Source organism: Mycobacterium sp. IS-3022 (assembly GCF_001500065.1).
In the GTDB taxonomy this organism is placed as follows: domain Bacteria; phylum Actinomycetota; class Actinomycetes; order Mycobacteriales; family Mycobacteriaceae; genus Mycobacterium.
Map to the genome: position 1 here is coordinate 25,391 of NZ_LQIN01000017.1, position 14,858 is coordinate 40,248.

Here is a 14,858-nt window from a genome sequence, read left to right on the forward strand (position 1 = left end):
CGCCGACGCTACGCCGTCGGGTCAGAGCAGTCGGCCCGCTTCGTCGAGCACGCTGCGCATGATGTCGTAGATCGCCTCGAACTCCCTCGGACCGCTGATCAGCGGCGGCGCCAGCTGGACGACCGGGTCGCCGCGGTCGTCGGCCCGGCAGTAAAGCCCCGCCTCGAACAGCGCGGGGGTGAGAAAGCCACGGAGTAACCGCTCGGACTCCTCGTCGTCGAAGGTTTCCTTGGTTGCCTTGTCCTTGACCAACTCGATGCCGTAGAAGAAGCCTTCGCCGCGGACGTCGCCGACGATCGGCAGGTCGTAGAGCCGCTCGAGGGTGGCCCGCAGCCGCGGGGCATTCTCCTTGACGTGGTCGTTGAGGCCCTCACGCTCGAAGATGTCGAGGTTGGCCAGCGCCACCGCCGAGGACACCGGATGCCCGCCGAACGTGTAACCGTGGGCGAACGTCGTTTTGCCGTCGTTGAACGGCTCGAACAACCGGTCGCTGGCGATCATCGCGCCGATCGGGGAGTAGCCCGACGTCAAACCCTTGGCGCAGGTGATGATGTCGGGCACATAGCCGAAGTCGTCACAGGCGAACATCGACCCGATCCGGCCGAACGCGCAGATGACCTCGTCGGAGACCAGCAGCACGTCGTATTCGTCGCAGATTTCGCGGACCCGCTCGAAATACCCTGGCGGAGGCGGGAAGCAGCCGCCGGCGTTCTGCACCGGTTCCAGGAAGACCGCCGCGACGGTGTCGGGTCCTTCGAACTCGATCGCTTCGGCGATCCGGTCCGCGCAATACTGCCCGAACGCCTTCTCGTCGCTTTGATACGGCGCGGGCGCCCGGTAGAAGTTCGTGTTCGGCACCCGGAATCCGCCGGGTGTCAGCGGCTCGAACGGTGCCTTGAACACCGGCAGACCGGTGATGGCCAACGCGCCCTGCGGCGTGCCGTGGTAGGCGATCGACCGCGAAACAACCTTGTGCTTACCGGGTTTGCCGGTGAGCTTGAAATAGTTCTTGGCCAGCTTCCACGCCGATTCGACGGCCTCGCCGCCGCCGGTGGTGAAGAAGACCCGGTTCAGCTCGCCGGGCGCGTAGTCGGCTATCCGCTCGGCCAGTTCGATCGCGGTCGGCGTGGCGTAGGACCAGAGCGGGAAGAACGCCAGCTGCTCGGCCTGTTTGGCCGCGGCCTCGGCCAGTTCGTGGCGGCCGTGGCCCACCTGGACGACGAAAAGCCCCGACAGCCCGTCGATGTAGCTCTTACCCTTGCTGTCCCAGATCGTGATGCCCTCGCCGCGGGTGATGATCGGCGGGGTGATGTCGGCACCGTGCCGGGCGAAGTGGCCCCACAGGTGGCGGTGCGCTGTTGCGTCGAGATCGGTCGGAAAGTCTTGCGCGACTCCGGTTGTAGTCACCTTGTGCCCCAATTGTATTGCTGCTTGACGAGTTTCAGGTAGACCAGCGTCTCGGTGGACATCACTCCCGGCACGGCGCGGATCTGGGTGTTGAGCAGGTCGAGGAGCTCGTCGTCGTCCGCGCAGACGACTTCGATGATCGCGTCGAACGATCCCGCGGTCAGCACCACATAGTCGACGGATTCGATGGCGGCCAGCCTCTCGGCCACCTTGGTGGTGTCGCCGGTGCAGCGGATGCCGATCATCGCCTGCCGGGCGAAGCCCAACTGCATCGGGTCGGTGACGGCGACGATCTGCATGACGCCCGCGTCGACCATGCGTTGCACCCGCTGCCGTACGGCGGCTTCGGACAGCCCGACCGCCTTGCCGATGCCCGCATAAGAGCGCCGACCGTCCTGCTGGAGCTTCTCGATGATCTGCTTCGACAGGTCGTCGAGCTGGAACGCGGCGCCCGGTCGAGAGTGGTTGACGCGGAACGAAACGGGTCCGACGCCGTGCGTAGCACCCGGAGTAGACATGCCAGTGATTGTGCACGGAATCCGTCGTAGCGGGCAACCAACGGCCATGAAACCCTCGGCCAAGCGGCCTCAGGTAGCAAGAATGCGTAGCCTGATGCGGCCGCGCCGGATAGCGTGAAGCCATGACTGCGGTTTCCGCAAGGGTGGCAGGCAGCTGGATCGACGGCGCTGCGGTGAGGGCCGGCGGAGCCGCCCACCGGGTGGTCGACCCCGCGACAGGCGACGTCGTAGCCGACTACGCGCTGGCCACTCCCGGCGACGTCGACACCGCGGTGGCGTCGGCGCGCGCCGCCTCGGCCGACTGGGCCACCGCCACGCCCGCGGACCGCTCGTCGGTTCTGTCCAACCTGGCGCGACTGGCCGACGAGTGCGCCGACACGCTGGTCGCCGAGGAGGTCAGCCAGACCGGCAAGCCGGTGCGGCTGGCCGCGGAGTTCGACGTGCCCGGCAGCGTCGACAACATCGACTTCTTCGCCGGCGCGGCCCGCCACCTGGACGGCAAGGCCAGCGCCGAGTACTCCGGGGACCACACGTCGAGCATCCGGCGCGAGGCGGTGGGCGTGGTCGCAACCATCACGCCGTGGAACTATCCGCTGCAGATGGCGGTGTGGAAAGTGTTGCCCGCGTTGGCCGCCGGCTGCTCGGTGGTGATCAAGCCGTGCGAACTGACACCGTTGACGACGTTGACGCTGGCGCGGCTGGCCAAGGACGCCGGCGTGCCCGACGGCGTCTTGAACGTCGTCACCGGGTTGGGCGACGACGTGGGCGCAGCATTGGCCGGGCATCGCGGCGTCGACCTCGTGACGTTCACCGGCTCGACTCCGGTCGGGCGCAAGGTGATGGCCGCGGCCGCGGCGCAGGGGCATCGGGTGCAGCTCGAATTGGGCGGCAAGGCGCCGTTCGTGGTGTTCGACGACGCCGACCTCGATGCGGCGATCCAGGGCGCGGCCGCCGGCGCGTTGATCAACACCGGCCAGGACTGCACCGCGGCCACCCGGGCGATCGTCGCGCGCGAGCTCTACGACGACTTCGTCGCCGGCGTCCGCGAGGTGTTCACCAAAGTGGTCGTCGGCGATCCGCACGACCCGGACACCGACCTCGGGCCGTTGATCTCCCTCGCACACCGCGCCAAGGTGGCGGGCATGGTGCAGCGGGCGCCCGGCGAGGGCGGGCGGATCGTCTGCGGCGGCTCGGCCCCGGATCGGCCCGGCGCGTTCTACCTGCCGACCGTGATCGCTGACGTCGACGAACGGTCGGAGGTGTACCGCGACGAGATCTTCGGGCCGGTGCTGACGGTGCGCCCGTTCACCGATGACGACGATGCGCTGCGACAGGCCAACGACACCGACTACGGCCTCGCCGCATCGGCGTGGACCCGCGACGTGTACCGCGCGCAGCGGGCGTTCCGCGAGATCAAGGCCGGCTGTGTGTGGATCAACGACCACATCCCGATCATCAGCGAGATGCCGCACGGCGGTGTCGGCGCCTCCGGGTTCGGCAAGGACATGAGTGACTACTCGCTCGAGGAGTATCTGACCGTCAAGCATGTGATGAGCGACATCACGGGCGTTGCCGAGAAGCCGTGGCATCGAACCGTTTTCGCCAAGCGCTAGCAGTGGTGTCTTCGAGTCCATGACACCCGATGCCGCCGCGGCGGGGGATACGCATATCGTGGTCCCATGACCGCCAGCGCGCGGGTCGACGAGTTCGAGGAACTGCGGCCGCATCTGCTGTCCGTCGCCTACCGGCTCACGGGCACGGTGGCCGACGCCGAGGACATCGTCCAGGACGCCTGGCTGCGCTGGAGCGCCGCCGAACAGGAGTCGATCAGAGACCTACGGGCGTGGCTCACCACCGTCGTCAGCCGGCTCGGTCTGGACCGGTTGCGATCGGCGGCTCACCGGCGCGAAACGTATGTGGGCGAGTGGCTTCCGGAGCCCGTGGTCACTGCGCTCGACGGCGACGACCCGTTGGCGGCGGTGGTCGCCGGCGAGGATGCCCGGTTCGCCGCGATGGTGGTGCTCGAGCGGCTCACCCCGGACCAGCGGGTGGCATTCGTGCTGCACGACGGCTTCGCGGTGCCGTTCGGTGAGATCGCCGGGGTTCTGGGCGTCAACGAGGCGGCGGCGCGACAACTGGCGTCGCGCGCACGGCGCGCCGTGGCGGATGCGCCGCCCCCCGTACCCGACGACGCGCACAACCAGGTGGCCGGTGCGCTGCTGGCTGCGCTGGCCGCCGGCGACATGGAAGCCGTTGTGCAACTGCTGCATCCGGACGTCACGTTCACCGGCGACTCGAACCGTCGGGCGCCGACCGCGGCACGCGTCATCCACGGCCCGGACAAGGTGGCCCGGTTCCTACTGGGCCTGGCCCGTCGCTACGGACCCGGGTTCCTGTCGTCGAGCCAACTGGCGAACATCAACGGACAGCTGGGCAGTTACCTCGCCGGCTCTCCGGCCAGCGACGGCTATCCGGAAGTGATGCCGCGCGTCACGGCGATGACGGTGCGTGACGGCAAGGTGTGCGCGATCTGGGATATCGCCAACCCCGACAAGTTCACCGGCTCGCCGCTTCGCCCGAGCGCTCGTCGGAAGCCCATGGAACCCGGCATGCGTCACCCGAATTGAAGCCCTGCTCGGTGATGCCCAGCGCGGAGTACATCCGCGCCCGCATGTTCTCCACGCCGATTTGGTAGGTCAGCTCGATGACGCCGTCGTCGCCGAACCGCCGCCTGAGGTCGTCGACCTGCTCGTCGGTGATGGTGTGCGGGTCGGTCGTCATCGCGTCGGCGTAGGCGATCGCGGCGCGCTCGTCGTCGGAGAACAGCGGGGAAGTGGCGTAGTCGTCGATGTGGTTGAGCCGGTCGACGTCCAGGCCGTCGAGGCGTTGCAGCATCGAGCCGAAGTCGACGCACCACGAGCAGCCGACCGTGCGGGCGGTCCAGAACACCGCCAGCTCGCGCACGCTCTTGGGCAGCTTCTTCGACGCCGAGCCCAGCATGCCTTCGTGGACGACGTTGGCGATCATCAGGCGCGGGTGATGCGCGGCCACCGCGAACGGCTCCGGCACCTCGCCGAATCGGCGCCTGGCGACGCGGTAGAAGACCTTGGTGAGCAGCGAGGCGCGCTGCGGGGGTAGGGGTTCGATGCGGCTTTTCTGTGCTTTCTCGGTCATACCCATACGACGAGACAGCCGCCGGATGTGTGACAACAGTCTCGGCGAGCGTGCTCGCCGCCGACGTAACGCCGGGCAGGCCATGGCCCGATAACTCAGTGAGATCGATCAAGTCTGTCCAGGCCGGACTCGGAGCCGCCGCGGCGGCGACATCAGACTTGGCGGACGGTCGGGGTTGTCCCTCTCATTTTCCTGCTCATGTCGGGGAGACGAGGAGTCACACATGAACCTCAAGAAAGTCCTCAAGAATGCCACTGCCCACGGCGCCGTCGCCGTCGTGCTCGGTGGTGCTGCGCTGGGAACCGGCGCCGTGACGGCCAACGCTGACCCCGACTGGGGGCCGCGCGACCACGACGAGTGGGTCGACGACTGGCAGTACGACCGTGACTGGAAGTGGAACCGGTGGAACGACCACGACTGGGACAAGTGGTGGAAGGTCAACAAGTGGCGCAACGACGACCGCCCGCCGTGGGGCTGGGGCCGTCCGCCCGCCGTGCAATGGCGCGGGCATCCGCCGCAGTGGATCGACTACTGGGGCTACCGCGTGCACCCCGTCTGGGATCCGGGCTTCAAGGCCTTCGGCTTCTGGCTCTTCGGAGTCTTCATCCCGGTGATCGTCGTCTAGCGAAATCCCTAGCGCGCGAACATCAGCGCCCGCTTGACCTCCTGGATCGCCTGGGTGACCTGGATGCCGCGCGGACACGACTCGGTGCAGTTGAACGTGGTGCGGCAGCGCCACACGCCGTCGACCTCGTTGAGGATGTCGAGTCGCTCGGCGGCGGCCTCGTCGCGGCTGTCGAAGATGAACCGGTGTGCGTTGACGATCGCGGCGGGTCCGAAGTAGCTGCCCTCGCTCCAGTAGATCGGGCAACTCGTGGTGCAGCACGCGCACAGGATGCACTTGGTGGTGTCGTCGTAGCGGGCGCGGTCGGTCTGGCTCTGGATGCGTTCGCGGGTCGGCGGGTTGCCGCTGGTGATCAGGTAGGGCTTGATCGCGCGGTAGGCGTCGAAGAACGGCTCCATGTCGACCACGAGGTCCTTTTCCACGGGCAGTCCGCGGATCGGCTCGATCGTGATCGTCAGTTGCTTCTTCGGATTCTTCGGCAGCATGTCGCGCATCAGCACCTTGCACGCCAGCCGGTTGACGCCGTTGATCCGCATCGCGTCCGAACCGCACACGCCGTGCGCGCACGACCGGCGGAACGTCAACGTGCCGTCCAGATACCACTTGACGTAGTGCAGCAGGTTGAGCAGCCGGTCGGTCGGCAGGCAGGGCACCCGGAAGCTCTGCCAGCCGGCCGTGTCCGGGTCCTCGGGGTTGAATCGCGCGATCTTCAGCGTCACCATCACCGCGCCCTCCGGCACGGGCGGCAAAGGCGCTTCGGTCTTTTCGACGTCAGGTGCGATAGTCATCAGTACTTCCGTTCCATCGGCTCATACCGGGTCTGCACCACCGGCTTGTAGTCCAACCGGATGTCGGACAGCAGGTCCGTGCCCTGCTTGTACGCCATGGTGTGGCGCATGTAGTTGGTGTCGTCGCGGTTGGGGTAGTCCTCGCGAGCATGCCCGCCGCGGGACTCCTTGCGGTTCAGCGCTCCGACGACGGTGACCTCGGCGAGTTCCAGCAGGAAGCCCAACTCGATCGCCTCGAGCAGATCGCTGTTGTACCGCTTGCCCTTGTCCTGCACCGTGATCCGCCCGTACCGCTCCTTGAGCGCATGGATGTCGGTCAGCGCCTGCTTGAGTGTTTCCTCGGTGCGGAACACCGCGGCGTTGTTGTCCATCGACTGCTGCAGTGCACCGCGGATGTCGGCGACGCGTTCGTTTCCGTGCTCGCTCAGGATGTCGCCGACCCAGTCGACCACCATGCCCGCCGGGTTGTCCGGCAGGTCGACGTGATCGTGTCCCAACGCGTAGTTGGCCGCGGCGATACCCGCACGACGGCCGAACACGTTGATGTCCAGCAGCGAGTTGGTGCCCAGCCGGTTGGCGCCGTGCACGGACACGCACGCGCATTCACCCGCGGCGTACAGGCCCGGGATGATCGTCGTGTTGTCGCGCAACACCTGGCCGTTGACCGTCGTCGGGATGCCGCCCATGACGTAGTGGCACGTCGGATACACCGGCACCAGTTCCTTCACCGGGTCGACGCCCAGGTAGGTGCGGGCGAACTCGGTGATGTCGGGCAGTTTCGCCTCGAGCAGGTCCTCGCCGAGGTGGCGCACGTCGATGTAGACGTAGTCCTTGTTCGGACCCGCGCCGCGGCCCTCGAGCACCTCGAGCACCATCGACCGGGCGACGATGTCGCGGGGGGCGAGGTCGACGATCGTCGGCGCGTAGCGCTCCATGAACCGCTCGCCGTCGGCATTCAAGAGCCGCCCGCCCTCGCCGCGCACCGCCTCGGAGATCAGAATGCCCAGGCCCGCCAGGCCGGTTGGATGGAACTGATGAAACTCCATGTCCTCCAACGGAAGTCCCTTGCGGAACACGATGCCCAGGCCGTCACCGGTGAGCGTGTGGGCGTTGGAGGTGGTCTTGTACATCCGGCCCGACCCACCGGTGGCGAACACGATCGCCTTGGCGTGGAAGATGTGGATGTCGCCAGTGGCCAACTCGTAGGCGATGACGCCGGTGGCCACGGGCCCGCCCTGAGTCTCGGTCATCGCGATGTCCAGCGCGTAGAACTCGTTGAAGAACTCGACGTCGTGTTTGACGCAGTTCTGGTACAGCGTCTGCAGGATCATGTGGCCGGTGCGGTCGGCGGCGTAACAGGCCCGGCGCACCGGAGCCTTGCCGTGGTCGCGGGTGTGCCCGCCGAACCTGCGCTGGTCGATGCGGCCCTCGGGGGTCCGGTTGAACGGCATCCCCATCTTCTCGAGGTCGAGCACCGCGTCGATGGCCTCGCGGCACATGATCTCGACCGCATCCTGGTCGGCGAGGTAGTCGCCACCCTTGACGGTGTCGAACGTGTGCCACTCCCAGTTGTCCTCCTCGACGTTGGCCAGCGCCGCGCACATGCCGCCCTGCGCCGCGCCGGTATGGCTGCGCGTCGGGTACAGCTTGGTCAGCACTGCCGTGCGGGCTCGCGGGCCGGCCTCGACCGCGGCGCGCATACCGGCCCCGCCCGCGCCGACGATCACGACGTCGTAGCGATGTTCAACAATCATTTACAGACTCGCCCTCATGAGATGTTCGCGTCGAAGGTGACCAACACGTAGCTGCCCAGCACCAGGGTGAACCCCGTGGCCAGCAGCAGCAGCGAGTTCAGCCAGAACTTCGTGGTGTTCTTGCGCGCGTAGTCGCCGATGATGGTGCGCAGGCCGTTGGCGCCGTGCAGTTGGGCCAGCCACAGCAGCGCCATGTCCCAGATCTGCCAGAACGGCGAGGCCCAGCGCTCGGCGACATAGTTGAAGTCGATGCGGTAGACCCCGTCCTCCCACATCAGCATCACGAACAGGTGGCCGAGCGCGAGAAAGACAAGGGCGACACCCGAAAAACGCATGAACAGCCACGCGTACTTCTCGAAGTACGGGATGCCGCGCGGCCGCCGCGGCGCCCGCGGATGGTCCAGGCCGGCCGGCCGGTCGTGCTCCTTCTCCATCACCGGCGCGATGCGTCCCTCGCGGTGATGCGGAGTCCAGGCCTTCTTCGCCGCCTTCTCCGCGGCCCCGCCCGTCGGCGCGCTCACAGGAACCGCTCCGCCATGTGCATCCCGATCACACCGAGCGACGGAATGAAGATGGCCAGGAAGACGCCGATGACGATCCACAGCATCACCCGCTGGTAGCGCGCACCGTACTGCCAGAAGTCGATCAGGATGACCCGGATCCCGTTGAGGGCGTGATAGAGCACCGCGACGACGAGGCCGATCTCCATCAACCCGATCAGCGGGGTCTTGTAGGTCTCGATGACCTCGTTGTAGGCCTGCGGGCTCACGCGCACCAGCGCGGTGTCGAGCACGTGGACGAACAGAAAGAAGAAGATCGTCGCGCCCGTGATGCGGTGAAGGACCCAGGACCACATCGCGGGATCGCCGCGGTAGAGGGTGCGCCTGCGCGGCGGTCGCGATCGCGGAGCCGGCACCGCCGGGCCCCCGGGCGCCAGCCCGGAAGTTTGAGTACTCATCTGGCCTCCAACGCCTTCTGTGGACGTTTGGGCTTTCGAGCTGCACCGGGCGGCGACTTGGACCGGTTCGCGCACTTCACCCAAACCTCGGGGCGACTCTAAACCCAGTTGTACTGCTAAACGAACTACGGTTTAGCCGTCGATGTCCTGAAAAGCGCCGAAGTTAGGGTTACCTATGCTGAAAGCGGCTCCGCGCGCGGGACTTCGGAATGCATTCAGGATCGGCCCGGCGGGGGTAACATGACAACGGAAATCGACTGGAAGATGCTGCGGCACAAAGCAATTGGAGCCGCACAAACCGCTTATGCGCCCTATTCGGGCTTCTCGGTCGGTGCGGCGGCGTTGGTCGACGACGGCCGCGTGGTGGCCGGCTGCAATGTGGAAAATGTCTCATATGGCCTAGGTCTCTGTGCCGAGTGCGCAGTGGTCTGCCACCTACATTCCAGCGGCGGCGGACGGCTTGTCGCGCTGTCGTGCGTCGACGCGGCGGGCCAGGTGCTGATGCCGTGCGGGCGGTGCCGCCAGGTGCTGCTCGAGCACGGCGGGCCGGAAATGCTCATCGACCATCCGCAGGGTCCGCGCACGCTGAGCGACCTACTGCCCGACGCGTTCGGGCCGCAGGATCTGGCCCGGCGTGGCCTGGGGACTTGAATCGCCGAACGTGGGTTACCGGCACGAAATCCGGCCGGAGTGCGTGCCTTGATCCCACAGCGGGTGGAGAAGGGAAACACCGTGATGCAGTTCACATTTGACGCGCCGACGGTGATCCGCGTGAAGCGTGACGGCGGGACGCTCCCGGATGCGGCGATCGACTGGGTCATTGACGCGTACACCCATGGCCGGGTGGGCGATGAGCAGATGTCGGCGTTGCTGATGGCGATCTTCTTGCGCGGAATGACCACGGCCGAGATCGCCCGTTGGACTGCGGCCATGGTGAACTCCGGCGAACGGTTGGACTTCACCGACCTTCGCCGCGGTGGCAAGCCACTCGCGTTGGTGGACAAGCACTCAACCGGTGGAGTCGGAGACAAGATCACGATCCCGCTGGTGCCGGTGGTGATGGCCTGCGGCGGGGCGGTGCCCCAGGCCTCCGGCCGCGGACTCGGCCACACCGGCGGCACGCTCGACAAGCTCGAGGCCATCCCCGGGTTCACCGCCGAGATCTCCAAACACCAAATTCGTCAACAGCTTTGCGACATCGGTGCGGCGATCTTTGCGGCGGGGGAGTTGGCGCCCGCGGACCGCAAACTCTATGCGCTGCGCGACATCACCAGCACGGTCGACTCCTTGCCGCTCATCGCCAGTTCGGTGATGAGCAAGAAGATCGCCGAGGGCACCCGGGCGCTGGTGCTGGACACCAAGGTCGGTTCGGGTGCCTTCCTCAAGACCGAGAAGGAAGCGCGGGAGCTGGCCCGCACGATGGTCGAGCTGGGAACGTCACACGGCCTGGCCACCAGGGCGCTGCTGACCGACATGTCGACGCCGCTGGGCCGCGCCGTCGGCAACGCCGTGGAGGTGGCCGAATCGCTGGAGGTGCTTGCCGGCGGCGGGCCGAACGACGTCGTGGAGCTGACCTTGGCGCTGGCCGCCGAGATGCTCGACGCCGCGGGTATCGACGGCGTGGACCCGGCCCAGACCCTTCAGGACGGGTCGGCGATGGACAAATTCCGCGACTTGGTCGCCGCGCAGGGGGGTGATCTGAGCCAGCCGTTGCCGCTCCGTACCTCTGTCGAAACCATCACGGCACCTCGCGATGGCACGATGGGGGACATCGACGCGATGGCGGTGGGTATGGCGGTGTGGCGACTCGGTGCGGGCCGCTCGGTTCTCGGCGAGCGGGTGCAACCTGGCGCCGGATTGCTCATTCACCGGCGTCCCGGAGAGCCCGTCAGCGCAGGTCAGGCGGTATTCACCTTGAGCACCGAGACGCCCGAACGCTTCGAGGCGGCGATCGCCGAACTGGACGGTGCCTGGACCGTCGCCGATACCGCACCGCCGGCGCGCCCATTGATCATCGACCGAATCACGAGCGGAGACTGACCGGAGAGCGACATGACGACGCCGCTGACGCTGGACTCGATCAGGCAAGCGCCCAAGGCGCTGCTGCATGACCACCTGGACGGCGGCTTGCGTCCGGCCACCGTCCTGGAGCTGGCCGAGGCGACGGGTTACGACGACCTGCCCGCGTCCGACGTCGACGAACTCGCGACGTTCTTCCGCACCGCTGCGCACAGCGGGTCGCTGGTGCGCTACTTGGAGCCGTTCGCGCACACCGTCGGCGTCATGCAGACGCCCGAGGCCCTGCACCGGGTGGCCTACGAGTGCGTCGAGGACCTCGCCGCCGACAACGTCGTCTACGCAGAGATCCGGTTCGCGCCGGAACTGCACATCGACGCGGGCCTGTCGTTGGACGCGGTGGTCGACGCGGTGATGGCCGGGTTCGCCGACGGTGAGAAGGCGGCCAGCGCCGAGGGCCGCGGCATCACCGTGCGGTGCCTGGTGACGGCGATGCGGCACGCGGCACGCTCACTCGAGATCGCCGAACTGGCGATCCGGTTCCGCGACAAGGGTGTCGTCGGCTTCGACATCGCGGGCGCGGAAGCCGGCTACCCGCCGACACGGCACCTGGACGCGTTCGAGTACATGCGAAACAACAATGCGCGCTTCACGATCCACGCCGGCGAGGCGTTCGGGCTGCCGTCGATCCACGAGGCTATCGCGTTCTGCGGCGCCGACCGTCTCGGCCACGGCGTGCGGATCGTCGACGACATCACCGTCGCGCCCGACGGCACCGCCCAACTGGGCCGGCTCGCGGCACTGTTGCGGGACAAGCGGGTTCCGTTCGAGCTGTGCCCGTCGTCGAACGTGCAGACGGGCGCGGTCGCCAGCATCGGCGAGCATCCGTTCGATCTGCTGGCGCGGCTGCGGTTTCGCGTCACGGTCAACACCGACAACCGGCTGATGAGCGACACCACAATGAGCCAGGAGATGCTGCGGCTGGTGGAGACCTTCGGTTACGGCTGGAGCGATCTGCAGCGGTTCACCATCAACGCGATGAAGTCGGCGTTCATTTCGTTCGACGAGCGCCTGTCGATCATCGACGACGTGATCAAGCCGCGCTACGCCGTGCTCATCGGCTGAGTCCCCTTTCCGCGCGAGTGACCGTGTTTGCACACCGACACGCCCATGCCGGATGACATTTTCCGGTCGGTCGCGCGCGCCGAGAGGCACTACAGGCGGGCGGCCGCGAAGGCGGCGGCTTGAGCCGCCAGGCCCGACGACACGTAGGACAGGTGCGCCGGCGAGAACATCTCCTCGCGCGACGGCGTGGAGGTGCCCCCGCCCGGCGAACAGATCGGATCGCCCTGGGCGCACAGATCGATGGTCCTCGAACCGTACTGGGGGCTCACCGCGGTCAGGGGCAGTCCGACGTACCTGGCCGCCGGGTTGCCGAGGACCGCGACAGCCGCGACGTTGTCAGCCGCCTCGGGCGGCAGGGGCGCCGGCACGAACCCGGCGATCGATACGGGAACAGCGGTGAGCAGGTCCACCACGAGCGCGCCTTGCGAGTAGCCGCCGAGCACCAGCTCGGTGTCCGGGCAGTTGGCGGCCATCGATCGGACATGGGCATTGGCATCGGCGGCTCCGGCCGAGGCGGACTGCTGGAAGTCCTCGCTGGCCGGGTAGTTGACCGCGTACACGCCGACGGACCGTCCCGCCGCTTGTGACCTCAGGGCGTCGACGAACGCGTGACCCACTTCGCCGACACCGGGTGCTTCGGTGGTGGCACGGGCGAACACCACCTCAGCGTCGGGGCACGGCGCCGCGGAAGCGGGCGGCGCACTCGTCAGCGCCGAGACGGCCGTCGCGGCGGTAGCAGTGAGCAGCCATGACTTGCGGATCATGCGACGGGGTTACCCGGGCGCCCTATCAGCAAACGACCGACTCCAACGAGCCAGAGCGCGTCGTACGGTGACCACATGATCACTGGAGCCCACGTCATCGTTTACAGCCGCGACGCCGAAGCAGACCGGGCCTTCTTCCGCGACGTGCTCGAGTACCCGACGTCGACGCCGGCGGGGGCTGGTTGATCTTCAAGCTGCCGCCGGCCGAGGTCGCCGTTCATCCGGCCGAGGGTGCCGGGTCGCACGAGCTGTATTTGATGTGCGACGACGTCACAGCCACCGTTGAGCGACTGTCCGACAAGGGGATCGCCTGCGGACCGGTCATCGACCAGGGCTGGGGTCTGCTGACCACCATCGCACTGCCCGGCGGCGGTGAGCTTGGTCTGTATGAGCCCCGCCACCCGAAAGCAACTGAGCTGTAACGCTATTCGGGGCGAAGCCGGGACTCGACGAACGCCTCCAACGCCTCCCACTGCTCGACGGCCTTGGCGTACGGCGGGCTCGGGGCGCGCACCTTGTCGGGCTCCAGAATGTGGGCGATGAGTCGGCCCAGCGGCTGATCGGCGTCGAGTGCCTGGTCGACCGTCGAGTCCTCCGAGTAGTCGCCGACGTCCCTGAGCAGTTCGACCGCGAGCTCCAACTGGTCGCGGTCCAGGGCATCGGGTCCCTCGGCGAGGTCGTCGACGATGCCGGTGAGCACATAGACGTTGTCGTCGGTGATGTCGATCTGCAGCGAGCCGTCGGTGGCGGCCGTCCGGATGTCGTCATAGGTGGCCAGCCCGGACAGGTCGTGGTCGTGCTCGTCGGCCAGGTAGCGCGCCAGCGCCCGCTCTGAGCCGAAAACGCTGATGCGGCCGTTGCGGCCGAGGAAGACGGGCCGGTCCTCCAGATAGCAGCGGAGTGTGTAGTAGGTGCCTGCGCTCGTCATCAACCGCACCGGGTCGATGCCGACCTTGAGCCAGAAGTCCTCGTCGCTGCCCAGCACCTGGCTCTGAGCCTGGACGGACAGCGCGTCGGGTTCCTCCGCGCCCTCGTCCTCGGCGCCCTCGCTGTCGTCGACCTCGTCGATCAGCTCTTCTTCCGGTTCGGGTGCCGGCTCGGCCAACTCCGCCTCGGCCTTCTTCACGGCGTCCGCATCGACGTCCGGTGTGGTGATCACTTCGTCGAGCGCGTCGACGACGTTGTCCCAAGCTCTCGCTATCACGGCCTCGATTGCGGCCCACTGTTTGCGTCCCCGGCGTCCGGAGAACGTGTCGATTCCGCCACCGAGGGTGCCCAGCACCGGGTTGCCGTTGAAGAACTTCGCGACCGCCGGCAGCTCGCACACCGAGCCGAGCGCCGAGACGACCGCCAGCGTCCGGTGCAGTCGCCGCACCGACTCTTCGGTGGCCTTCTCGGAGACGATGTCCGGTACGCCGACGACGTCGTACTGGTGTTCCTCGGCCGGATCGAGCCGGTGCGCATTGGCCTCGGTGACCTTGTCCCATGCGGGGTGGTCGACGAGGTCGTTGTCCTTGTCGGTCCTGACGAATGCGACCAGGTCGGCGACCGTCTCGAGCCCATACAGATCCTCGTCCTTGCCGAGGAAGGCCTCCCACTCGTCGGCGCCATCGCGCCAGCGTGGAGCCCATAACGTGTACAGGTCGCCCTTGGTCAAGCCGAGCCGGATCGGCACGATGTCAGCAGCCATGGCGCACAGCCTAACGATCGAGAGCGGTGGTCAAGCTGG

At 67.3% G+C, this 14,858-nt stretch carries 14 protein-coding genes and 2 pseudogenes; 7 read left to right on the forward strand and 9 right to left on the reverse strand.

The features are described 5' to 3' along the window. Positions 1-21 precede the first annotated feature (21 nt). Together AU188_RS12980 and AU188_RS12985 are read right to left on the reverse strand one after the other, a co-directional pair. On the reverse strand, positions 22-1,407 hold the full coding sequence (locus tag AU188_RS12980) for an aspartate aminotransferase family protein (RefSeq protein ID WP_059164124.1): 1,386 nt from the start codon (positions 1,405-1,407) through the stop codon (positions 22-24). Next, positions 1,404-1,925: an Lrp/AsnC family transcriptional regulator gene (locus AU188_RS12985; protein ID WP_059164125.1), complete on the reverse strand. Its 522-nt coding sequence runs from the start codon at positions 1,923-1,925 to the stop codon at positions 1,404-1,406. The genes AU188_RS12980 and AU188_RS12985 overlap by 4 nt, the downstream gene beginning before the upstream one ends. Before the next feature lie 122 nt (positions 1,926-2,047). Here AU188_RS12985 and AU188_RS12990 point away from each other — a divergent pair, with 122 nt between their 5' ends. Together AU188_RS12990 and AU188_RS12995 are read left to right on the forward strand one after the other, a co-directional pair. Next, complete coding sequence (locus AU188_RS12990) at positions 2,048-3,538, forward strand: gamma-aminobutyraldehyde dehydrogenase (RefSeq protein WP_059164126.1); 1,491 nt, start codon at positions 2,048-2,050, stop codon at positions 3,536-3,538. Between the two features lie 66 nt (positions 3,539-3,604). Further along, a complete protein-coding gene (locus AU188_RS12995) occupies positions 3,605-4,552 on the forward strand; it encodes a sigma-70 family RNA polymerase sigma factor (protein WP_059164127.1) in 948 nt (315 codons plus the stop codon). On the opposite strand, the pseudogene AU188_RS13000 reads toward AU188_RS12995, so the two are convergent. Then, positions 4,482-5,099 (reverse strand): annotated as a pseudogene (locus AU188_RS13000) (carboxymuconolactone decarboxylase family protein); the annotation flags it as partial. The gene AU188_RS12995 and the pseudogene AU188_RS13000 overlap by 71 nt on opposite strands. Before the next feature lie 223 nt (positions 5,100-5,322). Here AU188_RS13000 and AU188_RS13005 point away from each other — a divergent pair. Beyond that, the gene (locus AU188_RS13005; protein WP_059164129.1) at positions 5,323-5,724 is read left to right on the forward strand and encodes a hypothetical protein; all 402 of its coding nucleotides are present in this window, start codon (positions 5,323-5,325) and stop codon (positions 5,722-5,724) included. Between the two features lie 8 nt (positions 5,725-5,732). Here AU188_RS13005 and AU188_RS13010 read toward each other — a convergent pair whose 3' ends face one another. The 4 genes from AU188_RS13010 to sdhC form a co-directional block, all read right to left on the reverse strand. Continuing rightward, entirely contained in the window at positions 5,733-6,512 is a 780-nt protein-coding gene (locus tag AU188_RS13010) for a succinate dehydrogenase iron-sulfur subunit (RefSeq protein WP_059164130.1), read from the reverse strand. Continuing rightward, positions 6,512-8,266, reverse strand: coding sequence for a succinate dehydrogenase flavoprotein subunit (gene sdhA / locus AU188_RS13015; protein WP_059164131.1), 1,755 nt, complete (start codon positions 8,264-8,266; stop codon positions 6,512-6,514). The genes AU188_RS13010 and sdhA overlap by 1 nt, the downstream gene beginning before the upstream one ends. Positions 8,267-8,280: 14 nt before the next feature. Further along, a complete protein-coding gene (locus AU188_RS13020) occupies positions 8,281-8,700 on the reverse strand; it encodes a succinate dehydrogenase hydrophobic membrane anchor subunit (protein ID WP_059164153.1) in 420 nt (139 codons plus the stop codon). 83 nt (positions 8,701-8,783) lie between these two features. Continuing rightward, complete coding sequence (sdhC, locus tag AU188_RS13025) at positions 8,784-9,224, reverse strand: succinate dehydrogenase, cytochrome b556 subunit (protein WP_082686621.1); 441 nt, start codon at positions 9,222-9,224, stop codon at positions 8,784-8,786. A 240-nt stretch (positions 9,225-9,464) separates the two neighbouring features. Between sdhC and AU188_RS13030 the strand changes: the two genes are divergently transcribed. From AU188_RS13030 to AU188_RS13040, 3 genes are all read left to right on the forward strand, one after another. Next, positions 9,465-9,875 (forward strand): cytidine deaminase, encoded by a 411-nt coding sequence (locus AU188_RS13030; RefSeq protein WP_059164133.1) that lies wholly within the window; start codon positions 9,465-9,467, stop codon positions 9,873-9,875. An 84-nt stretch (positions 9,876-9,959) separates the two neighbouring features. After that, a complete protein-coding gene (locus tag AU188_RS13035) occupies positions 9,960-11,264 on the forward strand; it encodes a thymidine phosphorylase (RefSeq protein ID WP_059164154.1) in 1,305 nt (434 codons plus the stop codon). Between the two features lie 12 nt (positions 11,265-11,276). Continuing rightward, complete coding sequence (locus AU188_RS13040) at positions 11,277-12,365, forward strand: adenosine deaminase (RefSeq protein WP_059164134.1); 1,089 nt, start codon at positions 11,277-11,279, stop codon at positions 12,363-12,365. Positions 12,366-12,454: 89 nt separating this feature from the next. On the opposite strand, the gene AU188_RS13045 is transcribed toward AU188_RS13040, so the two are convergent. Next, the gene (locus tag AU188_RS13045) at positions 12,455-13,129 is read right to left on the reverse strand and encodes a cutinase family protein (protein ID WP_082686622.1); all 675 of its coding nucleotides are present in this window, start codon (positions 13,127-13,129) and stop codon (positions 12,455-12,457) included. A gap of 75 nt (positions 13,130-13,204) precedes the next feature. Here AU188_RS13045 and AU188_RS13050 point away from each other — a divergent pair. After that, a pseudogene (locus AU188_RS13050) lies at positions 13,205-13,551 on the forward strand (VOC family protein). A 2-nt stretch (positions 13,552-13,553) separates the two neighbouring features. Here the strand turns inward: AU188_RS13050 and satS are convergent. Then, the gene (satS, locus tag AU188_RS13055) at positions 13,554-14,819 is read right to left on the reverse strand and encodes a protein export chaperone SatS (protein ID WP_059164135.1); all 1,266 of its coding nucleotides are present in this window, start codon (positions 14,817-14,819) and stop codon (positions 13,554-13,556) included. Positions 14,820-14,858: the final 39 nt, after the last annotated feature.